Annotated in this window: 18 protein-coding genes; 13 read left to right on the top strand and 5 right to left on the bottom strand. The window is 41.3% G+C overall.

Going from position 1 to position 24,669, the window contains the following annotated elements; translation table 11 throughout:
* Positions 1-160: 160 nt before the first annotated feature.
* Positions 161-910 carry a hypothetical protein gene (locus GGR22_RS06440; RefSeq protein ID WP_182492991.1) on the bottom strand — a complete coding sequence of 250 codons (750 nt, stop codon included), beginning with the start codon at positions 908-910 and terminating at the stop codon, positions 161-163.
* 437 nt (positions 911-1,347) lie between these two features.
* Between GGR22_RS06440 and GGR22_RS06435 the strand changes: the two genes are divergently transcribed.
* Entirely contained in the window at positions 1,348-2,283 is a 936-nt protein-coding gene (locus tag GGR22_RS06435; protein ID WP_121375524.1) for a PfkB family carbohydrate kinase, read from the top strand.
* Between the two features lie 182 nt (positions 2,284-2,465).
* Positions 2,466-4,364 (top strand): amidophosphoribosyltransferase, encoded by a 1,899-nt coding sequence (locus GGR22_RS06430; RefSeq protein ID WP_182492990.1) that lies wholly within the window; start codon positions 2,466-2,468, stop codon positions 4,362-4,364.
* A gap of 471 nt (positions 4,365-4,835) precedes the next feature.
* On the opposite strand, the gene GGR22_RS06425 is transcribed toward GGR22_RS06430, so the two are convergent.
* Positions 4,836-5,444: a superoxide dismutase gene (locus tag GGR22_RS06425; protein ID WP_182492989.1), complete on the bottom strand. Its 609-nt coding sequence runs from the start codon at positions 5,442-5,444 to the stop codon at positions 4,836-4,838.
* A 99-nt stretch (positions 5,445-5,543) separates the two neighbouring features.
* Here GGR22_RS06425 and GGR22_RS17170 point away from each other — a divergent pair, with 99 nt between their 5' ends.
* The 5 genes from GGR22_RS17170 (at position 5,544) to GGR22_RS06405 (ending at position 14,484) form a co-directional block, all read left to right on the top strand.
* Complete coding sequence (locus GGR22_RS17170; protein WP_262888863.1) at positions 5,544-5,666, top strand: hypothetical protein; 123 nt, start codon at positions 5,544-5,546, stop codon at positions 5,664-5,666.
* Positions 5,667-5,695: 29 nt separating this feature from the next.
* Complete coding sequence (locus GGR22_RS06420; RefSeq protein ID WP_182492988.1) at positions 5,696-8,851, top strand: UvrD-helicase domain-containing protein; 3,156 nt, start codon at positions 5,696-5,698, stop codon at positions 8,849-8,851.
* Positions 8,852-8,949: 98 nt separating this feature from the next.
* The gene (kbl, locus tag GGR22_RS06415; protein ID WP_121375520.1) at positions 8,950-10,143 is read left to right on the top strand and encodes a glycine C-acetyltransferase; all 1,194 of its coding nucleotides are present in this window, start codon (positions 8,950-8,952) and stop codon (positions 10,141-10,143) included.
* A gap of 110 nt (positions 10,144-10,253) precedes the next feature.
* Positions 10,254-11,663 carry an OmpA family protein gene (locus GGR22_RS06410; protein ID WP_121375519.1) on the top strand — a complete coding sequence of 470 codons (1,410 nt, stop codon included), beginning with the start codon at positions 10,254-10,256 and terminating at the stop codon, positions 11,661-11,663.
* Between the two features lie 64 nt (positions 11,664-11,727).
* Positions 11,728-14,484: a PD-(D/E)XK nuclease family protein gene (locus GGR22_RS06405; RefSeq protein ID WP_182492987.1), complete on the top strand. Its 2,757-nt coding sequence runs from the start codon at positions 11,728-11,730 to the stop codon at positions 14,482-14,484.
* A 20-nt stretch (positions 14,485-14,504) separates the two neighbouring features.
* Here the strand turns inward: GGR22_RS06405 and GGR22_RS06400 are convergent, their stop codons facing one another.
* A complete protein-coding gene (locus tag GGR22_RS06400) occupies positions 14,505-15,287 on the bottom strand; it encodes an alpha/beta fold hydrolase (protein WP_182492986.1) in 783 nt (260 codons plus the stop codon).
* Between the two features lie 126 nt (positions 15,288-15,413).
* The gene (locus tag GGR22_RS06395) at positions 15,414-16,706 is read right to left on the bottom strand and encodes an aminopeptidase P family protein (RefSeq protein WP_182492985.1); all 1,293 of its coding nucleotides are present in this window, start codon (positions 16,704-16,706) and stop codon (positions 15,414-15,416) included.
* Between the two features lie 236 nt (positions 16,707-16,942).
* On the opposite strand from GGR22_RS06395, the gene GGR22_RS06390 reads away from it, so the two are divergent.
* Together GGR22_RS06390 and GGR22_RS06385 are read left to right on the top strand one after the other, a co-directional pair.
* On the top strand, positions 16,943-17,683 hold the full coding sequence (locus GGR22_RS06390; RefSeq protein WP_182492984.1) for a LytTR family DNA-binding domain-containing protein: 741 nt from the start codon (positions 16,943-16,945) through the stop codon (positions 17,681-17,683).
* A gap of 100 nt (positions 17,684-17,783) precedes the next feature.
* Entirely contained in the window at positions 17,784-18,323 is a 540-nt protein-coding gene (locus GGR22_RS06385; RefSeq protein ID WP_182492983.1) for a hypothetical protein, read from the top strand.
* A 60-nt stretch (positions 18,324-18,383) separates the two neighbouring features.
* On the opposite strand, the gene GGR22_RS06380 is transcribed toward GGR22_RS06385, so the two are convergent.
* Positions 18,384-19,739 (bottom strand): hydroxymethylglutaryl-CoA synthase family protein, encoded by a 1,356-nt coding sequence (locus tag GGR22_RS06380; RefSeq protein WP_182492982.1) that lies wholly within the window; start codon positions 19,737-19,739, stop codon positions 18,384-18,386.
* A gap of 196 nt (positions 19,740-19,935) precedes the next feature.
* On the opposite strand from GGR22_RS06380, the gene GGR22_RS06375 reads away from it, so the two are divergent.
* From GGR22_RS06375 to GGR22_RS06360, 4 genes are all read left to right on the top strand, one after another.
* Positions 19,936-20,787 carry a ChaN family lipoprotein gene (locus GGR22_RS06375; RefSeq protein WP_182492981.1) on the top strand — a complete coding sequence of 284 codons (852 nt, stop codon included), beginning with the start codon at positions 19,936-19,938 and terminating at the stop codon, positions 20,785-20,787.
* 229 nt (positions 20,788-21,016) lie between these two features.
* The gene (locus GGR22_RS06370) at positions 21,017-21,847 is read left to right on the top strand and encodes a succinate dehydrogenase cytochrome b subunit (protein ID WP_182492980.1); all 831 of its coding nucleotides are present in this window, start codon (positions 21,017-21,019) and stop codon (positions 21,845-21,847) included.
* A 14-nt stretch (positions 21,848-21,861) separates the two neighbouring features.
* Complete coding sequence (locus tag GGR22_RS06365; protein WP_121375511.1) at positions 21,862-23,871, top strand: fumarate reductase/succinate dehydrogenase flavoprotein subunit; 2,010 nt, start codon at positions 21,862-21,864, stop codon at positions 23,869-23,871.
* Positions 23,872-23,879: 8 nt separating this feature from the next.
* Positions 23,880-24,641: a succinate dehydrogenase/fumarate reductase iron-sulfur subunit gene (locus GGR22_RS06360; RefSeq protein WP_121375510.1), complete on the top strand. Its 762-nt coding sequence runs from the start codon at positions 23,880-23,882 to the stop codon at positions 24,639-24,641.
* Positions 24,642-24,669: the final 28 nt, after the last annotated feature.

Here is a 24,669-nt window from a genome sequence, read left to right as displayed (position 1 = left end):
TCGTCTTTAATATAACGGCAAAGAAATAAATTTATGATAGAATTATATAACAAATGATAAGAAAAAATATAAAAAAGAATAAATAAGTAAAAGTAAAACGAAAAGTAATGCCAGAAAAAGCCCCTGCTAGCAGGGGCTTTTAAAAACAATACCCTAAAGGCTAGGCTGTTTCCAGCACATGCAGCACATTATGCGACCCGTTTTTTAACGGATACTGCACCCCGTTGACCTCTTGAAAAAACTCAATCAGCAGTAAGTAGAGCAGCACGCCATTGCCTTCAGGCAGGCCCGGCGGCTCCAGCGAAAAATTAGCCGCTTCTGGTGCCAGTGCCGCATTCTGGATCTCGCTGGCAGAAAGGCCATACGTCTTGCCGGCCAGGTCGATCTGCAGCACGGCTGCCTGCATCGAATAATGCGTAGCGCCGCTCGGGCTGCTCAAATGCTCAGACGCTTTAAAGCCGCTAAAGCTGATGGCGCCAGTGGCCGTATCCAGCGCTTTGTCCGAACGCAGCACGCTGTCCATAGTGGCCTTGCCGTTAAAGTCAAACCCCTTTAGCAACGATTTTCCCTGTGCGGTTTCCAATCCCTTCGCTACGCTGCGCTGTCCGCGCGGCGACACTAAGTCGTTGTTTTTCACTTTAGAGAGCACGCTGGTTAGGCGGCTCGTAAGCTTGCCGTCTTTCGCTCTAGAAATCAAGCTCCCCGCAGCCTGGCGGAATAATTTTCCTGCCGTAGCACACTCTCCAAATTCCGAAACATTCTCGCGTGTTCGGATAAAAGCAGGATCATGCAAGATCCTGTTGCGGCTTACGCCGCCTTTCTTGCGCACGCGGTATCCGTCCGTGCTTTTGTAAAACGTTAGGCTCTCTAACGTACCCTCGATCTTTAAGATCCCATCTTGTTTTGCCATGATAAAATAATTTAATGTTAGAAGACAAACGTATAAAATATAAGAATATAATCCAAATAATTATAATATTATTTTCATATAAAAAGAGGATTTAAGTCAAATTGGCTGTAAATAAAGCGATTTATGAACTATCGTTTAATAGAAAATATTCTAGCATCTGTAAAATGGTTTTTTACGGCTTGCTATACCGTTACTCCATAGATACTCCACGGATACTCCATAGATAGTCCATGTAGAGTCCATGTCAAGGACAGCGAAACCCAAATTGCGGCGATACCGTATTTCAGCTTCCAGACAATTGGGGCGCTTGCTGAAGAATAGAGCAGCGATAAATGGCTAAAATACAGGCCGCTATCTTAATAAAACTTTGTGAAGCACGGGCGTTGCAAGTTTGCAAGTTATAAAGTATCTTTGCGCCTTAATTCGAAAACCTAAAGATGAATAAATTATTGATTGTTGGAACGGTAGCTTTCGACGCTATAGAAACCCCTTTCGGAAAGACAGATAAGATTTTAGGCGGTGCCGCGACATACATCGGATTGTCTGCCTCATTCTTCAACCTTAAATCTGCCATAGTTTCTGTTGTGGGCGACGACTTCCCTCAAGAATATTTAGATCTATTAAAAGACAGAAACATCGATATCTCAGGATTAGAAATCGTAAAAGGCGGCAAGACCTTCTTTTGGAGCGGACGCTATCACAACGACCTGAACTCCAGAGACACCCTAGATACGCAGCTCAATACATTGGCCGATTTCCAGCCAAAAGTACCGCAAGAGTTCAAAGACGCCGATGTCGTGATGCTGGGCAACCTCCATCCGCTAGTACAAGCCAGCGTTTTAGACCAGATGGAAAAAGAGCCAAAATTAGTAGTGCTCGACACCATGAACTTTTGGATGGACTGCGCGCTTCCAGAATTGCTAGACGTCATCAAGCGCGTTGATGTCATTACAATAAACGACGAAGAAGCACGCCAATTGACAGGAGAATATTCTCTAGTAAAAGCAGCCGCAAAAATCCATACCATGGGACCGGAATACGTGGTCATCAAAAAAGGGGAGCACGGAGCCCTATTGTTCCACGGAAAAGAAATTTTCTTTGCGCCGGCCCTGCCGCTCGAAGAAGTTTTTGACCCGACCGGAGCAGGAGATACTTTTGCAGGCGGTTTTGCAGGATTCATCGCGCAGAGCGAAAACGTATCCTTCAAGAACATGAAAAACGCAATCATCTACGGTTCCAACCTCGCTTCATTCTGCGTAGAAAAATTCGGGACAGAAAGAATGGTCGGACTCGAAAAAGCCGCAGTGCACGAAAGGCTGCAGCAATTCAAAGCCCTGACCCAGTTTGATATCGTAGTAGAAAATAACGGATAAGACCGAAGCCTCATGATGGGGCTTTTTTTAATCCATAAACACACCTTGTATACGCCATAGAACAGACAAGCTGTCAGAGAAAAGGCCCTTAAAAAAGAAGCCCGATCCCTGATCGTTCAACAAAAAGTACTTCGGTACAAAAATTGCTTTAATAACACAACAACTACAACAACACAACAACAATGAGCGACGCTTTAAAACACGAGTGTGGTATTGCCCTTTTAAGACTTAAGAAGCCGTTAGAATTCTACAAAGAAAAATACGGTTCCGCATTTTACGGAGTACAGAAGATGTACCTCCTCATGGAAAAACAACACAATAGAGGACAAGATGGAGCCGGATTTGCCAGCATCAAGCTCGATGTAGAGCCGGGCGAACGATACATCAGCCGCGTGCGTTCCAACGACCCGCAGCCGATCCAAGACGTTTTTGCACAGATCAATGCCCGCATCAACGAAGAACTGTCGCAGCACCCAGAATATGCCGACAGCGTTGAACTTCAGAAAAAAAACATACCCTATATAGGCGAACTCTTCCTGGGCCACGTGCGCTACGGAACGTTCGGAAAAAACAGCATCGAAAGCGTGCACCCTTTCCTGCGCCAGAACAACTGGATGCACAGGAACCTTATCGTTGCCGGAAACTTCAACATGACCAACGTAAAAGAACTTTTCGACAGTCTTGTAGAACTCGGGCAGCACCCTAAAGAAATGGCAGACACCGTGACCGTAATGGAAAAGATCGGCCATTTTCTAGACGATGAAGTTACCGGACTGTACCAAGACTGCAAAAACGAAGGCTTTTCTAAAAGAGACGCTTCTCCAGTCATTGCAGAACGCCTTGATGTCGCAAAAATACTCCGCAGGGCCTCAAAAGGCTGGGACGGCGGGTATGCCATGGCCGGATTGTTCGGACACGGAGATGCCTTTGTCTTTAGAGATCCCGCAGGAATCCGTCCGGCCTATTTCTACGAAGACGATGAGATTACCGTAGTAGCCTCAGAAAGACCCGTTATCCAGACCGTATTCAACGTGCCGTTCGAAAAAGTACAAGAACTCGATCCGGGCCACGCCCTGATCATCAAGAAAAACGGAAAAGTTTCCAAAGAAGAAATCATAACGCCAACGGTAAAAAAAGCCTGCTCGTTTGAAAGAATTTATTTCTCTCGCGGTAGCGATGCCGAAATTTACCAAGAAAGAAAAGATTTAGGAAAGCTGATTCTTCCGGCCGTATTGGACGCCATAGACCAAGACACAGACAATACCGTTTTCTCTTACATCCCGAACACGGCAGAAACCTCCTTTTACGGAATGGTCGAAGCCGCTCAGGATTTCCTCAACCAGAGAAAAAACAACTACATACTCGAAAACAGGAACACGCTCACCAAAGAAACCCTGCAGCAATTGCTCGAAGTAAAGATCCGTACCGAAAAAGTAGCCATCAAAGATGCCAAGCTTCGTACCTTCATTACCGAAGACAGCAGCCGCGACGATTTGGTAGCCCATGTCTACGACGTGACCTATGGCGTAATCAAGCCGACCGACAACCTCGTCATCATCGACGACAGTATCGTAAGAGGAACCACGCTCAAGAAAAGCATCATCAAGATGATGGATAGGCTCAATCCTAAAAAAATCGTCATCGTTTCCTCCGCACCGCAGATTCGCTACCCGGACTGCTACGGAATCGACATGGCCAAGCTCGAAGGGCTCGTAGCCTTCCAAGCCGCTTTAGAACTATTAAAAGAAAGAAACCTCTACCAAATCGTAGACCAGGTCTATGCCAAATGCAAGGCACAAGAAAACTTCAAAGACAGCGAAGTAGTCAATTATGTCAATGAAATCTATGCCCCGTTCCAGCCACAAGAAATCTCAGACAAGATTGCCGTGATGCTGAGTTCAGAAGGCATCAAGGCCGAAGTCAAGATTATTTTCCAGACCGTAGAAAACCTCCACGCTGCCTGTCCAAAAAACCTAGGCGACTGGTATTTTACAGGAGAGTATCCGACGCCGGGAGGAAACAGAGTAGTCAACAGAGCGTTCATGAACTTCTACGAAGGAAAAGACTCAAGAGCCTATTAAAAAAACACAAGATGTTGCAGTTGGTCGACTTTATGAAATAGTTCGTCTATTTAATTTTGTCGGTTAGCGCAAAATATAGTATATTTGGGGTACCATAGCATTAGTAGGTTAAGTTTATGGTAGATTTGGGGCAAAAAGGGTGGAAGAAATTCCGCCTTTTTTATTTTTAGCCCTTTGGCAGCAACGCCTGCCGTGCTCCCTCCGAATCCATTTTCAAGCCGTTTGGCACTCCCGTCAAGGCTCATTTCCGCACTTTATCGATTATTTTATTCGTTCAACAGAAATAGTTGCACGGCAACAAGCACACCACTACATTTGGAGAACCATAGCATTAGTAGGTTAAGTTTATGGTAGATTTGGGGCAAAAAGGGTGGAAGCAATTCCACCTTTTTTATTTTACGGCGCTGTGAAAAGCACAAAAAAAAAGCGTCCCAAACAATCAGGACGCTTTTTCGCTTAAGGGGGAAAATACTATTTCTCCAAAGCATATCTTCTCGAAACCTCTTCCCAATTAATTACATTGAAAAAAGCCTCGATATAGTCAGGTCTTCTATTCTGGTAATTTAAATAATACGCATGCTCCCAAACATCCATGCCCAAGATCGGAGTACCGCCGCAGCCCACATCCGGCATCAAAGGATTATCCTGGTTAGGCGTGCCGCAAACCTCTAGCTTGCCGCCCTTGTGAACGCAAAGCCAAGCCCATCCAGAACCAAACTGCGTAGCGCCCGCCTTAGAAAACTTAGCCTTGAACTCCTCAAAAGTTCCAAAGTCCCTCTCGATAGCATCCAAAAGATCCCCTTTAGGAAGTCCGCCGCCAGTAGGAGATATCACCTTCCAGAACAAGTTGTGGTTGTAGAACCCGCCCCCGTTATTGCGGACAGCAGCATTCTTTTTGTCAAGATTGATAAGGATATTTTCGATAGTCAAGCCATCTAGATCAGTGCCCTGAATAGCCGCGTTCAAGTTGGTTGTGTAAGCATTATGGTGCTTTGAATGATGAATTTCCATTGTTCTAGCATCAATGTGAGGTTCCAGTGCATCATAAGCGTACGGTAATTTTGGTAATTCAAAAGCCATAGTATATATTTTTATTCAGATTAATAAATATTTTATTCAAAATTAAACATTTAACTTTGGAATAAGAAATACTATTTTGTTATAATTACATTAAAGAAAATGATAATACCTCAAAAAAACAAAAGAAATGTGAAAAGCCAATACGGCAACTATCAGAAAATAAGCCAAGTAAACAATACGAGCCAATACCAAAACAATAAGACCCATAACCACGCTCCCTAACTATTGCAAACAAATTTGTTTATCGCCTAATGCACAAGACCGCATTCACATTATACGACGCCTCTGCCGGCTCAGGAAAAACCTTTACCCTCGTAAAAGAATACCTGAAGATACTCCTCATGTCTTCCAAAAACGACGCCTACAGGAATATCCTTGCCATCACCTTTACCAACAAGGCCGTAGGCGAGATGAAAAGCCGTATCGTCACCAGCCTCTCCGAATTCGCCAAAGACGACCCCAGTCCCAAAGCCATGGAGCTCATGCTGGCCATACAGCAAGAAACCGCCCTCAATCCCATAGCAATAAAAACAAAGGCCAGGCAGATCATCAAGAACATTATCCACAACTACGCCTCCTTTGACATTTCGACCATAGACAAGTTCACCCACAAAGTCATCCGCGCCTTTGCCCATGACCTTGGCCTGCCCATCACCTTCGACGTGTCCCTGGAGACCGACAACCTGCTGGCAGAAGCCGTAGACGCCATCATTGCCCAAGCCGGAGAAGAAGAAACCCTGACCAAGCTCCTCGTAGACTTTACGATGGAAAAGACCGACGATGACAAAAGCTGGGACATTACCCGCGAAATCCTCGACACCGGAAGGCTCCTTCTCAACGAAAACAACCGAAACGAAATCGTCCACTTCCAAGACAAGACGATAACCGAATTCGTGGCCATAAAAAAGAAAATCCAAGAAGCCGTAAAAGAACTCGAAACCCAATGCGTAGGCTGGGCCGAAGAAGCCCTGTCTAAGATAGCCGCGGCCGGCATAGACGAAAAATCCTTTTCCGGAGGCTATTTTCCAAAACACCTGCTAAGCATCAAGGAACGGAAATTCAATCCCAAAAACAAGACCTACCACGAAGCAGACGACATCAAGGTCAACAAGACCGCCAAAGACAAAGACGCTATCGAAGCCCTCATTCCAGAGCTGCTCTCGATACTCGGCTGCGTATACAAAAACCAAGAAAAGATAGCCTTTTACAGCGCCTTCCTAAAAAACATTACGCCCCTGTCGCTGCTCAATACCGTGAGCCAAGAACTCACAAAAATCCAGAAAGAACAAAACATCCTTTCCATTTCAGAGTTCAACGCCATCATCCACAAAGAAATCCAAAACCAGCCCGCTCCCTTCATCTACGAAAGGCTGGGCGAAAAATACAAGCACTTTTTTATAGATGAGTTTCAGGATACCTCCGAAATGCAGTGGCAGAACCTCATTCCGCTTATCGACAACGCCCTTTCCAGCGAAGACCTTGAAGGCGAAAGAGGCTCGCTCATGATTGTAGGCGACCCAAAACAATCCATCTACCGCTGGCGTGGCGGAAAAGCAGAACAATTTATAGAGCTCGGCAAAGAACACAACCCGTTCAACAATCCCGACAAAAGAATCGAGCATCTCGACAAGAATTTCAGGAGCTACTCCCAGATCATCCAGTTCAACAACCAGTTTTTCAAGATGCTCTCGGGTCAGTTCACCGATCCCGATTACAAAGACCTCTATGAAAACCACAGCCACCAAAAGCCCAATTCAAAAACAGGCGGCTACGTTAATATCTCCTTCATTCCCAAAATAGAAAAAGCCGAAGGCGAGGAAGAAGAAGCTCCAGACAAGACCCGCCAATTTGTGCTGGCCACTTTAGACGCCATCCGCAAGTCGGTAGCCCGAGGCTTCGAATACAAAGACATTGCCATCCTGACGCGCAAGCGCGACCAAGGAATCGCCGTTGCCAATTACCTGACGCAGCAAGGCGTGCCCATCCTCTCGTCAGAAACCCTGATGATCGAGAATGCCACCGAAGTCATCTTTATACTCAACGTGCTCCGCTACCTCAAAAACAGCAGCAACCTTGAGGCAAAAGCCTATCTGTTGCACTACATTGGCGAATACGTGCAGCAAGAACTTCCAGTCCACGACTTTATTTTTCAAGGGATGGAAAGAAAAGAAGAAAAAGAATTCGAAAGTTGGCTCACCACATTCGATATTTCCCTGTCGTTCCAGAACCTCAGGAGAAAATCGCTCTATGAAGCCGTAGAAAGCATCGTTTCCAAATTCATCAACCTCAAGCAGAACAATGCCTACATCCAATATTTCCTAGACCTGGTGCTCGAAAGAGACATCAAGAACCAAGCAGGAATTACCGATTTTCTTTCCTATTGGGAGAAAAACGGACACAAGTTCAGCATTCCCTCTCCCGACGGAAAAAATGCCGTGCGCATCATGACCATCCACAAATCCAAAGGACTGGAATTTCCGGTCGTCATCATGCCCTTTGCCGAAGAAGACTATTCCCGAAAGCCCAAAGACAAGCTCTGGCTCGACAGCGAAGAAAACATTTCAGAACTGCCGCGTGTCCTTATCGACAACAACAGCTCCGTCGAAGGCTTTGGAGAAGAAGCCTCCTTTGTCTACCAGCAGAAAAAACAAGAAGACCTGCTCGACAACGTCAACGTACTCTACGTAGCCCTGACCCGTGCCGAAGAACAGCTCTATATCATATCGAGCATGAACCTTTCCGCAAAAGGAGAGCTGCCAAAGAACAACATGGCCACGTTTTTTATCAATTACCTAGAGAACTACGCCGATTTTAAAGTAGACAAGCTCGAATACGAAATCGGAAGCCCCGAAAAGCTGTCGCCAGAAAATGCGATGACCGAAGAAGCACAGAAAGTACCTTTCGTACAGCACGTCCTAGACCCAAAAGCCATCAAGATAGCCCAGCGCGAATCCCTCATGTGGGGAACGCACCAACAGAAAGCCATCGAATACGGAAACGTAGTCCATGAAATACTATCCTATATAGAAACCAGTTCCGATGTAGAGCTCGCCCTAGCCAAGGCCGTCGAAAACGGACTGATCGTCGCAGCGCAAAAAGAAGAAGTCGCGCAGACGATCCTGCATATCCTCAACCATCCCGAGCTTTCCGACTATTTTTCCGAAGGCTACAAAGTGATGAACGAGCAGACCATCATTCAAAAAGAAGGCACGCCGATCAAGCCCGACCGCATGGTCATGGCAAAAGACAGGCAGGTCTATCTGCTCGATTACAAAACCGGAATGCACAACCAAAAATACCAGCAGCAGCTCGAAGCCTACCAACAGGCCATCGAGAAAATGGGCTTTCAAGTAGTCAAAAAAGCACTTGTATATATCGGGGAAGAAGTAAATGTAGTAAATTTGTAAAGTCAGAAAGGCGAAAGACATAAAGGCGAAAATCAGAAAGTCAAAAGGTAAGATAAGCCTAAAATCATAAATCATAAATCCAAAATCATAAATCCAAAATGTACGGAAAAATAAAAGAACACCTTCAGTCGGAATTGCAAACCATAGAAGACAATGGTATTTTCAAGAAAGAAAGAATAATTACTTCGCCGCAAGGAGCAGAAATCACGATCTCAACAGGAGAAACCGTCCTGAACTTCTGCGCCAATAACTACCTCGGGCTGTCTTCGCACCCAGAAGTCGTACAGGCTGCCAAAGACGCTTTAGATACCCACGGTTTCGGAATGTCGTCCGTTCGTTTTATCTGCGGTACCCAAGACATCCACAAGACCCTAGAGAAAAAAATAGCCGATTTCTACGGAACGGAAGACACGATCTTATACGCCGCTGCCTTTGATGCCAACGGCGGTGTCTTTGAGCCGCTGTTTGGTGAAAACGACGCCATTATCTCCGATTCCCTAAACCATGCCTCTATTATCGATGGAGTCCGCCTGTGCAAGGCCGCCCGCTACCGTTATGAAAACAGCAACATGGAAGACCTGGAGCAGCAGCTTATCAAGGCAAACGAAGCCGGACACCGTTTCAAGATTATCGTGACCGACGGAGTCTTTTCTATGGATGGATTGGTAGCGCCGCTAGACAAGATTTGCGACCTCGCAGACAAATACGATGCCCTGGTAATGGTAGACGAATGCCATGCCGCAGGATTTATCGGAGCCACCGGAAAAGGGACCTTAGAAGCCAAAGGCGTTATGGGCAGAGTCGATATCATTACCGGAACCCTAGGAAAAGCCTTAGGCGGTGCAATGGGCGGCTATACGACAGCAAAAAAAGAAATTATCGAGCTGTTGCGCCAGCGTTCAAGACCGTACCTGTTTTCAAACTCGTTAGCGCCGTCGATTGTCGGAGCATCCATCAAAGTTTTTGAGCTTTTAGAAAGAGATACTGTCTTGAGAGATAAGCTAGAATGGAACACCAATTACTTCAAAAAAGGAATGAAAGAAGCAGGATTTGATATCATAGATGGAGACTCTGCTATCGTTCCCGTGATGCTTTATGATGCCAAATTATCACAAAATATGGCTAACGAATTGTTAAAAGAAGGCATTTATGTAATAGGATTTTTCTTTCCAGTTGTCCCAAAAGACAAAGCAAGGATAAGAGTACAGCTTTCAGCAGCACATTCGAAAGAACACTTAGATGCTGCTATTCAGGCATTTACGACTGTAGGAAAAAGGTTAAACGTAATCTGAATTAACATTTAACTAAATTTGAGTTAATTTTTTAACATAAATCTTTGTAATTACCTTTTAACATATTACTTTTGTCTTAATTAACGTATTGTAATCTAATAAAATTAAGTATGAAACATCTAAACAAAATTTTTGCTGCTATGTTGTTAGCTGTAGGCTTAAATGCCACTGCACAGGATAGCGACAATCCATGGGCTATTTCCTTTGGAGCTAATGCTGTAGATACAAGATTTAGTGCAGCTAAGAAATTTGAAGATCAGTTTTCGAATTTTTTTAATGCAAAAGACAACTGGAACATCTTGCCTTCAGTTTCTTATTTGAATGTATCTAGACACATAGGTTCTGATTTCTCTTTTGGAGTTACAGGGTCTATTAACAAGATTGATAAGTTTGTGAATAAAGTTCCTGGTACTTTAAGCACTTTTGAATCAACTAATCCAGGGGATTTGACGTACTACGCTGTAGATGGTATCATCAAATATAGCCTTATGAACCTAATCGGTTCTAAAGTTATCGATCCTTATGCTCACGTTGGTGGAGGTTATACTTTCTTCGGAGACGCTAGCTACGGAACAGTGAATGGTGGTTTAGGTTTGACTTTCTGGTTTACAGAAACTGTAGGTCTTACACTTCAATCTACTTACAAACATTCATTCGACGAAAACTTGAGACGTCCTAACGGAGATGTTCCTTCTCACATGCAGCACTTCGCTGGTCTTACTTTCAAATTTGGAGGAAAAGATACAGATGGTGACGGAATCTACGATAAAGATGACGCTTGTCCAGATATCGCTGGTCTAAAACAATTCCAAGGATGTCCTGATACTGACGGAGACGGAATTCCAGACAAAGATGACGCTTGTCCAGATGTTGCTGGTTTAGCTGCTTTCCAAGGATGTCCTGATACTGACGGTGACGGAATCGCTGATAAAGATGATGCTTGTCCAAACGAAGCTGGTACTAAAGCTATGAACGGATGTCCAGACAGAGACGGTGACGGTGTTGCTGACAATGTTGACAAATGTCCAGATACTAAAGGTCCAAAAGAAAATGGTGGATGCCCTTGGCCAGATAGAGATGGTGACGGAGTTTTCGATAAAGATGACAGATGTCCAGACGTGAAAGGTACTGTTGCTAACAACGGTTGTCCAGAAATCACTGAAGAGCAAGTTAACAAATTGAACGCTTACGCTAAAACAATCTTGTTCAACAGCGGTAAAGCTACTTTCAAACCAGAAACTATGCCAGTATTGGAAGCTATCAACGCTATCCTTAAAGAATACCCAACTTCAAGATTCTCTATTGAAGGTCACACTGACAGCGACGGTTCTAACGCGTTAAACCAAACGCTTTCTGAAAACAGAGCTGCAGCAGTTAAAAACTTCTTGATTGAAAACGGAATCGAATCTTCTAGATTGAGATCTACAGGTTTCGGTGAAACTAAACCAATCGATACTAACAAAACTGCTAAAGGTAAAGCTAACAACAGAAGAGTTGAAGTGAAATTGATCAAAGATTAATTTTATCCTAAAATAAGTTTTAAAAACGCCTCGATTTATCGGGGCGTTTTTTTATTTTTATCCTATGGCAGAGACTACGTTTTTAGACAAAATAGCGTCCACGATAATCGATGGCTATAATCACAAATTATCCGACTTGGTCGTGGTACTGCCCAATAAAAGAGCCAAGGTCTTTTTGATTGAAGCCCTCAGGAAGAAGACCCAGAATACCATATTTGCCCCGCAGATTATCAGCATCGAAGACTTTATCCAAGACATTGCAGGAATACGCTCTGTCGATAGCATTGAACTGGTCTTCGAATTCTACGAAATCTATATCGAGATTACCGACAAAGAAAAACAACAGCCCTTTGAGCTCTTTGCCAATTGGGCAAAAACCCTATTGCAGGATTTCAATGAAATAGACAGGTATCTGTTAGAGCCCAGCCACGTCCTTTCGTACCTCAAAGACATCGAAGACATCAAGCACTGGTCGGTCGATGCCGAAAAAAGAACCACGATGATTGATAATTATCTACAGTTCTGGAACCTGCTGCCAGTTTACTACGAAGCCTTATACGGACATCTTTTAAACAAGGGAATCGGCTACCAAGGTCTGATCTATAGAGAAGCTGTCAAAAACCTAAACCACTTTTCTAATGCAATAGGAAATAAAGAATTCCTTTTTGCCGGTTTCAATGCCCTCAATGCCTCCGAAGAAAAAATAGTGCAGCACCTTTTGGTCACCGACAAGGCAAAAATCTTCTGGGATGCAGACGAAGCATTCCTAAACGATCCATTTCATGACGCAGGACTGTTTTTGAGACGGTTTAAAGAAAGCTGGAAGCATTATAAGGCCAATCCCTTCGAATGGATCGTAAAAGACTTTTCAGAGCCTAAAAACATCCAGGTCATCGGAACGCCAAAAACCATTGGCCAAGCCAAGATTGTCGGAAGCATAATCGAAAAACACGCACAGCGCGAAAATTCCCTTAACAAGACAGCAATTGTCTTAGGCGAAGAAAACCTTCTGGTACCGTTGCTTTATGCATTGCCGGCATCAGTCGAAGCCTTGAACATCACGATGGGATACTCCGGAAAGAACAATCCCGCCCAGATTCTGATAGCAAAACTCTTCAAGCTGCATTCAAATGCGCTATCAAGAAACCCGAGCAGCTATGTCTTCTACTACAAAGATGTTTTAGATATTCTGACGCACCCTTTGGTAGAACCCTATGCCCAAGCCGCCGCTTTGGTGAACATCATAAACCAAAACAACTATACGTTTATTACCCATAACAAGCTTTTGGAACTGAGTCCGAACCAAAGCACGCTCTTTCTATTGCTATTCCAAAAATGGGAGCACGGTTCGATGCAAGTGCTCGAGACGATTTCAAGCCTGCTGCTGCAGATCAAGTCCAATCTGAGCAACGACAACGACGAAGAGAAAATTACCAAAGCCTTTGTCTATTCCATTTTCAAGGTCATCAACAAGCTGATGAACTATTACTCCAGACATCAGCATATCGATACGATAGAAACGCTATTTGCCGTCTATAAGCAGATTATCGACCTTGCCGAAGTCTCTTTTGAAGGAGAACCGCTCAACGGATTGCAGATTATGGGAGTGCTCGAAAGCCGCGTATTGGATTTCGATACCGTAATCGTCACGTCGATGAACGAAGGAAAGTTCCCTGCCGGGAAATCACAAAACTCCTTCATTCCGTATGACGTAAAACGCGAATTGGGACTGCCGACGTTTAAAGAAAAAGACGCGATTTATACCTATCACTTTTACCATTTGCTGCAACGAGCAAAAAATATCTACCTGCTGTACAATACAGAAAGCGAAGGCTTGGACGGCGGAGAAAAAAGCCGCTTCATAACCCAGCTCGAAGTTGAAAAGCAGAAAAACCACACGCTTACCCACGAAATTTATAATGCTGCTTTGCCCGATATCGCCTACAAGCCAATTGTAATTCCGAAATCAGAAAGTGTCATGTCGCGCTTGAAAGAAATTGCCGTTAACGGTTTTTCACCATCGGCCTTGACCAGCTATATCCGAAATCCGATCCAGTTCTATATGCAGAAGATCCTGCGCATACGAGAAGTGGAAGAAGTCGAAGAAAACATTGCCTTAAATACCCTTGGGACAATCATACACGAAACCCTGCGTGTCTTGTATGAGCCTTTTATTGATAAATTCCTATTCGCAGAAGACATCAAAAACTGCATCAAGCAGATTGATGATGAGGTCTTAAAGCAGTTCAAGATTGTCTACAAGGAAGGGGAAATCAAAAAAGGCAGGAACCTGCTGGCCTTTGAAGTAGCTAAAAGAAACGTCCTCAACTTTCTGAAACTAGAATTGCAGGAAATCGAAAATGGAGATGCCGTAAAGATAATCGCTCTAGAAAAAACCTATGAAAGACTGTTAGAACATCCAAAATTGCCGTTTCCGGTATTGATTAAGGGAAACGTCGATAGGATCGAGCAACGCAACGGAAAAATCAGGATCATCGACTATAAGACCGGAAAAGTAGACGGCAAAGAAGTGTCGTTGAAGCAATGGGAAAAATTAACCTCAGAAATCAAGAACGACAAGATCATTCAGGTATTAGCCTATGCCTTTATGTATGCGCCCAATCTGCAGGGCCAAGAAATGGAAGTCGGTATCCTATCGTTTAAGAATTTAAAATCAGGCTTCCTTCCTTTTAATTTCAAAGAGGACAAGACCGAAATTTCAGTTGTAGATGATACTATTTCAGGGAATTATATCGAACAATTGGTGTTGCTTTTGAACGAAATCTTAGATAAGGAGATTCCGTTCCAAGAAAAAATCTAATTTCCAAAAGCGTAGTGTTTTTAGATGCTTTTAAAGAAAGCCGTCAGCTCTTTTTTTAGTTCCTCTCGGTTTTCAATCGGACTCATGTGCCCGTCGGGGAAAGTAAGCAGTTTAGCAGAAGTATTTTCAATCTGGTCAAGACTTTCTTCGTAATTCAATACCGGATCATTTTTCCCTAAGACCAATAGGATAGGATAGGGCGCAAAATGAAGAATGACTTCCCGATCCTTGCGTATTTTCATTCCTTCCAAAGAAGCAACGATTCCTTGAAGCGGCGTCTTCAGAGCCTCCTCTTTTACGCTTTCAATTTCTGAAGCTAACCTTTCGCGATTGTTTTCGCTGAACAGATTGGCGATAGACAGCCTTACGAAGTTAGTATAGTTCTGCTTTACCGCTTTGATAGCGCGGTCGCGATTGGCTTTCCGTTCGTCGCTATCAGCCCTTGAAGTCGAATTAAGCAAGACAATTCCTTTGACGTTGTCAGGATACAATTCGGCAAAAGCCAGAGCCACATAGCCGCCCATAGAATGCCCCACAAACAGTGCTTTCCGGATTTTCAATTCAGATAAGACGGCATGCACCGCATCGGCATTGTCATCCATAGAATGTACGTAACCTAGTGGCTCGGTTTGGCCGTGGCCTAACAAATCGATAGCGATAATGCGGTATTTCTTAGAAAAATCAGGAACAAAATAATCCCACATCGTACTGTTTTCTAAAAAACCATGGAGGAATACGATAGCCGTTCCTTTTCCGGAATCCGAATACGAAATTTTTGTGTTTTTGTAGATGATCTCTTTCAAAGCTTTTGTTTTGTCCTGCAAAAATAAGGATTATGTTCCTTAGCAAAAGCTTCTTTAAAATATAAAATAAAAACGGCCTGCAATCCGCAAGCCGTTTTCTAAATCTGCAATCAAAAATCTGCAATTTTATTCGTTCATCAAACTTTCGATTTCTTCAATCTCAATAGGAATATTGCGCATCAAGTTGAACGGCTCGCCGCTTTCTTGAACGACAACATTATCCTCAAGGCGAATTCCGAAGCCTTCTGCAGGAATGTAAATTCCAGGTTCAACGGTAAACACCATGTTTGCCTGCATCGGTTCGTGAAGCAATCCGTAGTCATGCGTGTCCAGCCCCATATGATGGGAAGTTCCGTGCATGAAATATTTTTTGTAAGCAGGCCAGTCCGGATTTTCGTTTTGCACATCCGCTTTGTCGATAAGTCCCAAGCCTAACAATTCAGAAGTCATCAGTTTGCCAACTTCTACGTGATATTGTTTCCAAAGTGTTCCCGGTACCAGCATTTTTGTAGCTTCGTTTTTGACTCTCAAAACAGCATTATAAACGGCTTTTTGTCTATCTGTATACTTTCCAGAAACAGGAATAGTTCTAGACAAATCGCTAGAGTAATTCGCATATTCTGCGGCAACATCAAGCAGTATCAAATCGCCGGCCTTGCATTGCTGGTTGTTTTCGATATAATGCAAAACGTTCGCATTGTTTCCAGAAGCGATAATCGGCGTATACGCAAAACCTTTGGAACGGTTTCTGACGAATTCATGAATCAATTCTGCTTCAATTTCATACTCCATCACATTAGGTTTTACAAAAGAAAGCAATCTTCTAAAACCTTTTTCTGTAATGTTGCAGGCATGCTGGATCAAATCGATTTCTTCGCTTTCTTTCACAGAACGCAAGCGCTGTAAGATTGGATTGGACTTTTCGACTTTATGAGCTGGATAATTTTCTTTCCACCATTTTACAAAACGCGCTTCGCGAGTCTCTGTTTCAATCGTAGCACGGTAATGCTCGTTGGTGTTGATGTATATCGTATCAGAATAGGCCATGATTTCCTTCAAAGTCTTGTTGAAATCTTGCAACCAGATTACGGTCTTGATTCCAGAAACCTCAAAAGCTCTTTCTTTAGTCAGTTTTTCGCCTTCCCAGATGGCAATGTGCTCGCTGGTTTCTTTCAGGAAAAGGATTTCTTTTAAATTCTCGTAAGGAGCATCCGGAAAAAGCAACAGAATGCTTTCTTCTTGGTCAACGCCGCTCAAATAAAAGATGTCGCGGTGTTGTGCAAAAGGTAAAGTACTGTCTGCGGAAACTGGATAAATATCATTAGAATTAAAGATGGCAACGCTATTTGGCTTCATTTGAGCCGTAAACTTTTGGCGATTTTTGATAAAAAGCTGGCGGTCTATTTGATGGTATTTCATAATAATTTCGTTTTTTGAACTTCGATTTCAAAATTACTGTTTTTTTGCAGAAGCGGCATAAGATTGATTTATTAAAGTTTCTTAATTGTTTTTGTATGCAGATTAAAAAAGCATTCAATTGGAATTGAACGCTATAAATTTTTTGGCGTCCTTCACGTGAATCTTGGTTTCATGAAAAAGGATTGGTTAAATTCCTCTTTTGTATATTCGTCATAGTAAAGATTCTAAATTAGAAAATGCAAAAACTAAATCCATCCATAAAATATAATCTGATAGTAGGTTTGCTACTCAGCTTATGGATTTTCATTTTTGCCTTTATCATAAAACCTTTTGATGACGGAACTTTAAATTTTCGGTCATGGATTTTAATAAGTGTTGGATTTAGCGTATTGGCTTTTTTATGTTACGGAATTCTTGCGGTGATTCAAAAAAGCATTTATGAAAGAATAGCAAAATGGAATATCGGTTTAGAAACTGGAAGTATTTTATTTTTTCATTTGATTTATTTGATTATTATTTATGCCTATTATAAAGGCCCAATTTTAAAAGGGGGATATAGTTTTGCGGTATTCTTTTCTGTAATATTTATTAAAGTTGTCTTGATCTTAACTCCAGTAATTATCTTAGCAAGAAGATATTTAATAAAACTTATTCCAATAAAAGAGGATATCTTAACCATAAAAGGAGAAAATAAATTAGATGTTTTAAAAATCAGCCAATCTGATTTAGTTTGTATTTCTAATGCGCAAAATTATGTAGAGATTTTTTATATTGAAAATGGCAAGCTTACTTCAAAATTGATTCGAAATTCGCTGAAAAAAGTGAAGGAAGATCTTGATTTTTTAATGCAAATACATCGTTCTCATTTGATAAATCCAATTCATTTTAAATCTTGGAGAAATCAAAATACAATTGTTCTTACTCAAATCGAACTTCCAGTTTCTAAAAATTATAAAGAAACTTTGTTGGCGTTATAATTTCCGTACCTAAAACAATAGGTTTTGTACCTAAGTCAATAAATCCAGTAGTTGCGCTAATTTTTCATTTTAGTTTTGTTTCAACAATTTTAAATTAATTATGAAAACAAAACATTTCTGCGTCATCGGATTATTATTTTTCTTTATCAGCTATTTATTTTTTGCTAACATTTTGCCCAGCTTTCACGAACCAATCGATTTTGCGCATTGGTTTAACTTAATTGGAGCCTGTTTGTTATTGTCATTTAATTATGTGTTTCCTAAGAATAAATTAAATTCGTTCGCTTCGATTCTAACAACTCTAGGCGTAATTGCGCATATTGGTCTTTGCACAATCGATTTTATTATGTGGAGTTTTGAGGATAATGATAATGCGAAAGCTGAATTGAATTATCAGATTAGGAATACGCCGTCTCTTTTTTATCCTTTTATTGTTATTGGTCCATCCTTGCTGTTTATGGGTTTGTCAATGCACGCTTTAAATTTTATAAAAAGTTATTTTATACTTGTTCTAATGGTTGTCCTTGGTTCGGTAGCAATAGGTTTTTCGTTTTTTGTCTTGAAAGATGGAATTTATATGTTGTTGGGTTGTCTGATTTTTGTTTTAGGGCTGGGTTTGCTTTTATATAAGAAGAAATAAGTAATACTAAGATTCTAATATAAAAATCCGAAGGCTTTTAGACTTCGGATTTGAAATAACTTATCCAATCCATTTATAATATCGAGCACCAATTAAACAGGGGATTTCTTTTTCTATCCTTTCCAAAATCCATTCATTTTTAGGAATTCTTATGCTTTGTTTTTGTTCTTTTTTGTGAAGTTTCTCATAGGTTTCAAAATCTATTTCTTGGCTTTCTTGCAAAGTTTCAAATAGCCTGACTTTTGAAATTTGCGTTTTCCATTCGGGTTGAATCGTGCCTTCAAATACTTTCGATTTGGAGCCGCTTCCGTACGCTAAAAAACCGAAAGTCTTTCCTGAAATTTCTTTCTCAGAATCGTGGAAATGTGCCAAAGTTGACAGCAGTCCCATAAAGATAGAACCCGTATACAAGTTTCCAATTAATGAAGAAGCCAGTTCTGCAGGAAGCAATTTTTGACTTACAAAGCTTTTATAGTCTTCAGACTTACTGATTTCTTTGAGTTTGTTTTGGTATTCAGAAGCAGATTCATTTCCTGATAAAACTTTAGCATCCAAGGCATAAATTTCCGAAAGCATCCTTCGCCCTTGAAAAGCATAGGGCAGGTGCATAATGATGCTTTCCCAAGAATTGTAAAGGGCTTCGTCAGTATTTTTTAATTTCTTGAACGAAAAGTAAGCATTTCGAGTTCGGTCCATATAACATTGGTTTGAATACTGTCCGTCAAAAACAGGCTGTTCCTTGTGAATTTCAATTTCGTTTTCGAGATTTTCATGCCAAGGCTCGTTGGCTGAGTTTCTGGTAATTTCTGATTTAGAAAGTGTTCTGTATGGCTTAAAAAAATCAAAAACACCTTTGCTGCTCGTTGCCCAATTATTTTCAAAAGCAATAATTTTTGGGTTGGAAGTAACCAGCATTGCCAAAGCGCCAGCTCCTTGCGTATATTCTCCCGTAGAATTCAAGTCGTATTTTGCAATATCAGTCGTAACAACTATCGCTTTCTTTTCGGGATTTAGCCGAATAAAATCAAGGCAATTCTGTAATGCATCAACGCCACCGATACAGGCAAAAGTAAAATCGACAGCATCGCATTCTGCTAGCAAATCGGCTCCGAATTTTTCTTCCATCAGAGACAACAAGAATGAAGCAATAGGTTTAGAACTGTCGATGCCGCTTTCAGTTCCGACATAAATTCGGGCTATTTCAGACAAATCAATAGCATTCTCTTGGATTAATTTGGTCAACGCATTGGCCCCAAAAACCACAGCATCTTGATACGTGTCTGGCAAGGTCATTTTAATCAGGCCCAAGCCTTTTTCTAACTTTTCAGGTTCTATATTTCTCGCGTTTGCCAGCGTTTTAATAGGCAAGTGTATTTTTGCGATGTCAAAAGCAATAGCATCAATTCCTGTTTTCATTTTAGCTTAAATTTCGGATGCTAAAATTAGAGTTCTGAATCTTAAAAAAGAGGCTTTTTGCTGTATAAAACAGGCCAAAATTTGATTTTTATCGATTTAAAAATAAACGTTTCGATAAATTAGCAATTCGATAATTTTAGTTTTGCTATCGGCTGATTTATGGCTATTTTAGCGCAAGATTTTTAAAATTCAAGAAATGAAATACTTTTTCTACATAATTGCATTTTTGGTTTCGTTTAATGGAGTTGCGCAAGACAAACTTCCGTACCAGTTATATACTAAAAGTGGAAAGAAAACGTCCTATAAAAAAATGCTTAAGGAAGCTGGAAATGCCGAAGTGATTTTGTTTGGAGAACACCATGATAATTCTATCGTGCATTGGCTTCAGTTGGAATTTACAAAAGATTTATCGGAGAAAAAACAGTTGGTTCTAGGCGCAGAAATGATCGAAGCGGATAATCAAAAACAGCTGAATCAATACTTAAAAGGCGAAATCAACCAAAAAGCATTCGATACGTTGGCAAGGCTCTGGAACAATCACAAAACGGATTATAAGCCGTTAGTAGATTTTGCAAAATCAAAAAATCTGACTTTCGTGGCGGCTAATATTCCGAGACGATATGCGAGTCTTGTGTACAAGCAAGGTGTTGAGGCATTGGATAAACTGTCTGCTGAGGAAAAAGCTTGGATAGCGCCGCTTCCGATTGCGTATGATAAAAATCTTCCAGGTTATGTGAAAATGCTGAAAATGATGGGCGACCACGCCAGCGAAAATATGCCAAAAGCGCAAGCCGTCAAAGATGCGACGATGGGGTATTTTATTGCGAAAAATTTACAGCCGAATACCATTTTTATCCACTATAACGGAACGTATCATAGCGATAATTTTGAAGGCATAAACTGGTATCTGAAACGCGAAAAGCCAAGCGTGAAAATTATGACAATCGCAACAGTTTCTCAAAAAGACATCTCAAAAATCGAAAAAGAGAACCTGAACCTTGCTGATTTTATAATCGTAGTAGACGAAGATATGACCAAAACATTCTAAGATTTGCTGTTTTTCTACTGATTTTTAGCTAATTTAAATTGTCTTTTTTAAGGTTTTATTTCTGTTTTTATAATTATTCATCAGTAAAATTATGGGTAATGAAATTTTATGCCTGATTTACTGCAAAATGCATCCACTTTATACTGATTATAAATAGTTCGAAAAGGTTGTAGTTAATTTGAATATGCCTTATTTTTGTGTGATTTTTTAAAACACACAAACAACTCTTATGGCAAAATCTGCAATCTTAAAGTCATCGCTAGCGAAAAAGTACTGGATGGCTCTAACAGGTTTATTTTTATGCTTGTTTTTGGTAGGACATTTAGCTGGAAACTTGCAATTGATTTTTAGCGATGCACTGCATTTCAATGAATATGCATTATTCATGACTACGAACCCAGTAGTAAAATTGTTGTCTTATCTGACGTACATTTCGATTCTTTTTCACGCTGTTGATGGAATTATGTTAACGGTTCAAAACAGAAAGGCAAGACCAATCAGATATGCAAAAGAAGACTCTTCAGCAAATTCAGCTTGGGCCTCAAGAAATATGGCAGTTTTGGGAACCTTGATTTTGGTTTTCATCGTAACACATATGGTGAACTTTTGGGCAGTAATGCACTTCGATAAAAACATGCCGTTGCAGTCTATTGAATTGAAAACGGAATATGGTTCACAACAATTATACGTAAAAACAGACGGAAGCTATATGCCTCTTGAAGAAATAGAAAGCGGAAAAATAGTTATAAAAGACAGGACTAATTTCTATGTGAAAGATGGCGACGTGAAAATTGGCGAAGGTTACAAAGACTTGCACAAAATTACTTTTGCATTTTTTAAAGATGCTAAATATGGCCTAATTGCAACAATACTATATGTGATTGCTATGTTTGTACTCGCATTCCACTTATTACACGGTTTTGCCAGTGCATTCCAATCTTTAGGAGCAAATAACCCAAAATATAACGGACTGATAAAAGGTTTTGGAAAAGGATTCGCGATTATTGTGCCCCTTTTGTTTGCAATTATTCCTGTTTATATTCACTTTTTTGCTAAATAACACACGAACAAGATATGAGTTTAGATTCTAAAATTCCAGAAGGACATATATCAGACAAATGGACAGACTATAAAGACCATCTTAAATTGGTGGCCCCTAATAACAGGCCTAAAATAGATATTATTGTAGTTGGAACCGGTTTGGCAGGAGCTTCGGCTGCAGCTTCTTTAGGCGAAATGGGATATAATGTTAAAGCATTTTGCTTCCAAGATTCGCCGCGACGAGCTCACTCGATTGCTGCACAAGGAGGTATCAATGCTGCTAAAAATTACCAAAACGACGGCGATAGTGTTTTTCGCTTGTTTTACGATACGATTAAAGGAGGCGACTACCGCGCTAGAGAAGCAAACGTTCACCGTCTTGCCGAAGTTTCAGGAAATATTATTGACCAATGTGTAGCGCAAGGTGTTCCTTTTGCTCGCGATTACGGCGGATTGCTTGACAACCGTTCTTTTGGTGGAACGCAAGTACAGCGTACTTTTTATGCAGCAGGACAAACAGGACAGCAATTGCTTTTGGGAGCTTATTCTGCTTTGTCAAGACAAATTGGTCTAGGTCGTGTAAAGATGTACAACCGTCACGAAATGCTTGATTTGGTGAAGGTAGACGGAAAAGCAAGAGGAATTATTGCTCGTAACCTAATTACGGGAGAAATCGAAAGACACTCAGCGCATGCTGTTATCATCGCTTCTGGAGGGTACGGAAACGTATATTTCCTTTCTACAAATGCGATGGGAAGTAACGTGACTGCTGCTTGGAAAATCCACAAACAAGGAGCTTATTTCGCAAATCCATGTTATGTGCAGATCCACCCAACATGTATTCCAGTTCACGGGACGAATCAGTCAAAACTGACGTTAATGTCAGAATCGTTGCGTAACTCAGGAAGAATCTGGGTGCCTAAAAAGAAAGAAGATGCTGAAGCTATTCGTGCCGGAAAATTAAAACCGACGCAGATTGCTGAAGAAGATAGAGATTATTACTTAGAAAGAAGATACCCTGCATTCGGAAATTTAGTGCCTCGTGACGTAGCGTCAAGAGCAGCAAAAGAACGTTGCGATGCTGGTTATGGAATTGAAGCAAACAGTACTAACGAAGGTGTTTACCTTGATTTTGCTTCCGAAATTCAAAGCAAAGGCCGTCAGACCGCTTATGCGCAAGGAAATCACAATCCTTCTGATGAAGAAGTTATCTCATTAGGAAAAAAATGGATCGAAGAAAAATACGGTAACCTTTTCCAGATGTATGAAAAAATTACAGACGAAAACCCGTATGAAACTCCAATGAAGATCTATCCTGCGGTCCACTATACAATGGGCGGTGTTTGGGTTGATTATAACTTGCAGTCTACTATTCCAGGTTGTTTCGTTGCTGGAGAAGCTAACTTCTCTGACCACGGTGCCAACCGTTTGGGTGCTTCTGCGTTGATGCAAGGTTTGGCCGACGGATATTTCGTATTGCCATATACAGTTTCAAACTATCTTGCTGATGAAATCAGAACCGGAACGATTCCTACTAATTCGCCAGAATTTGACGAAGCTGAGAAAAAAGTAAAAGACTCGATCAATTTCTTCTTGAACAATAATGGTACAAAATCAGTTGACCATTTCCACAAAGCTTTAGGAGACATCATGTGGAATAAAGTAGGAATGGGAAGAAATGAACAAGGACTTACTGAAGCCGTTGCGGAAATCGATGCTTTACGCAAAGAATTCTTTAAAGAAGTATATGTTCCTGGAAGTGCCGATGAATTGAATCCAGAGCTTGAAAAAGCACTTAGAGTGGCCGATTTCATGGAGCTTGGACAATTGATGGCGATGGATGCTTTGCAAAGAAAAGAATCATGCGGAGGACATTTCCGTGAAGAATATCAAGACGCTGAAGGTGAAACACTTCGTGACGACGAAAACTTTAAGTTTGTCGGAGCATGGGAGTATCACGGAAGCGACATCAATAAAGAAGAGCTTCACAAAGAAGAACTGAATTATGAATTCATAAAAATTGCAGCTCGTAATTACAAATAATCACAACTATGGCTTCATCAAAATTTATAAACATAAACCTGAAAATTTGGCGCCAAAAAAATGCCAAAGAAAAAGGAAAAATCGAAACCTACAGATTAGATAAAGTTTCAACAGATAGCTCATTTCTTGAAATGCTGGATCAGTTGAACGAACAATTGGTTTCAGAAAGAAAAGAACCTGTTGCCTTTGACCACGATTGCCGTGAAGGAATCTGCGGAATGTGTTCGCTGTTCATCAATGGTAGAGCGCACGGTCCAGACACTGGAATCACGACCTGTCAGTTGCACATGCGTATGTTCAAGGACAATGATACCATTTTTGTAGAACCATGGAGAAGCAAGGCTTTTCCGGTTGTAAAAGATTTGGTAGTTGATCGTAGCGCATTTGACAGAATTCAGCAAGCTGGAGGATTTGTCTCTGTAAATACTTCAGGTAACACAATTGATGCTAATGCAACGCCAGTGCCTAAACACGACGCAGATCGTGCTTTTGAAGCCGCTGCTTGTATCGGTTGCGGAGCCTGCGTAGCTACTTGTAAAAACGGCTCAGCTATGCTTTTCGTTGGAGCAAAAGTATCACAATACGCTTTGCTACCACAAGGAAAAGTAGAAGCAACACAGCGTGTCCTAAACATGGTTCGTCAAATGGACGAAGAAGGTTTCGGAAACTGCACGAATACTGGAGCTTGCGAAGTAGAATGCCCGAAAGGAATTTCCCTAGAAAACATTGCAAGAATGAATAGAGAATATTTGGTGGCAAGTATCAAATAATCATAAAATAAGCCTTATAGGCAATATA

It is taken from the genome of Flavobacterium gossypii (genome assembly GCF_014138495.1).
GTDB classification, from domain to species: domain Bacteria; phylum Bacteroidota; class Bacteroidia; order Flavobacteriales; family Flavobacteriaceae; genus Flavobacterium; species Flavobacterium endophyticum.
Note: the sequence above shows the minus strand (reverse complement) of the source record. Positions and strands in the feature narration are given on the sequence as shown.

Bases quoted from the DNA above. Each gene is read 5' to 3' on its own strand.
- GGR22_RS06440 (WP_182492991.1), bottom strand. From the start codon at position 910: ATGGCAAAACAAGATGGGATCTTAAAGATCGAGGGTACGTTAGAGAGC.
- GGR22_RS06435 (WP_121375524.1), top strand. From the start codon at position 1,348: ATGAATAAATTATTGATTGTTGGAACGGTAGCTTTCGACGCTATAGAA.
- GGR22_RS06430 (WP_182492990.1), top strand. From the start codon at position 2,466: ATGAGCGACGCTTTAAAACACGAGTGTGGTATTGCCCTTTTAAGACTT.
- GGR22_RS06425 (WP_182492989.1), bottom strand. From the start codon at position 5,444: ATGGCTTTTGAATTACCAAAATTACCGTACGCTTATGATGCACTGGAA.
- GGR22_RS17170 (WP_262888863.1), top strand. From the start codon at position 5,544: ATGATAATACCTCAAAAAAACAAAAGAAATGTGAAAAGCCAATACGGC.
- GGR22_RS06420 (WP_182492988.1), top strand. From the start codon at position 5,696: ATGCACAAGACCGCATTCACATTATACGACGCCTCTGCCGGCTCAGGA.
- kbl (WP_121375520.1), top strand. From the start codon at position 8,950: ATGTACGGAAAAATAAAAGAACACCTTCAGTCGGAATTGCAAACCATA.
- GGR22_RS06410 (WP_121375519.1), top strand. From the start codon at position 10,254: ATGAAACATCTAAACAAAATTTTTGCTGCTATGTTGTTAGCTGTAGGC.
- GGR22_RS06405 (WP_182492987.1), top strand. From the start codon at position 11,728: ATGGCAGAGACTACGTTTTTAGACAAAATAGCGTCCACGATAATCGAT.
- GGR22_RS06395 (WP_182492985.1), bottom strand. From the start codon at position 16,706: ATGAAATACCATCAAATAGACCGCCAGCTTTTTATCAAAAATCGCCAA.
- GGR22_RS06390 (WP_182492984.1), top strand. From the start codon at position 16,943: ATGCAAAAACTAAATCCATCCATAAAATATAATCTGATAGTAGGTTTG.
- GGR22_RS06385 (WP_182492983.1), top strand. From the start codon at position 17,784: ATGAAAACAAAACATTTCTGCGTCATCGGATTATTATTTTTCTTTATC.
- GGR22_RS06380 (WP_182492982.1), bottom strand. From the start codon at position 19,739: ATGAAAACAGGAATTGATGCTATTGCTTTTGACATCGCAAAAATACAC.
- GGR22_RS06375 (WP_182492981.1), top strand. From the start codon at position 19,936: ATGAAATACTTTTTCTACATAATTGCATTTTTGGTTTCGTTTAATGGA.
- GGR22_RS06370 (WP_182492980.1), top strand. From the start codon at position 21,017: ATGGCAAAATCTGCAATCTTAAAGTCATCGCTAGCGAAAAAGTACTGG.
- GGR22_RS06365 (WP_121375511.1), top strand. From the start codon at position 21,862: ATGAGTTTAGATTCTAAAATTCCAGAAGGACATATATCAGACAAATGG.
- GGR22_RS06360 (WP_121375510.1), top strand. From the start codon at position 23,880: ATGGCTTCATCAAAATTTATAAACATAAACCTGAAAATTTGGCGCCAA.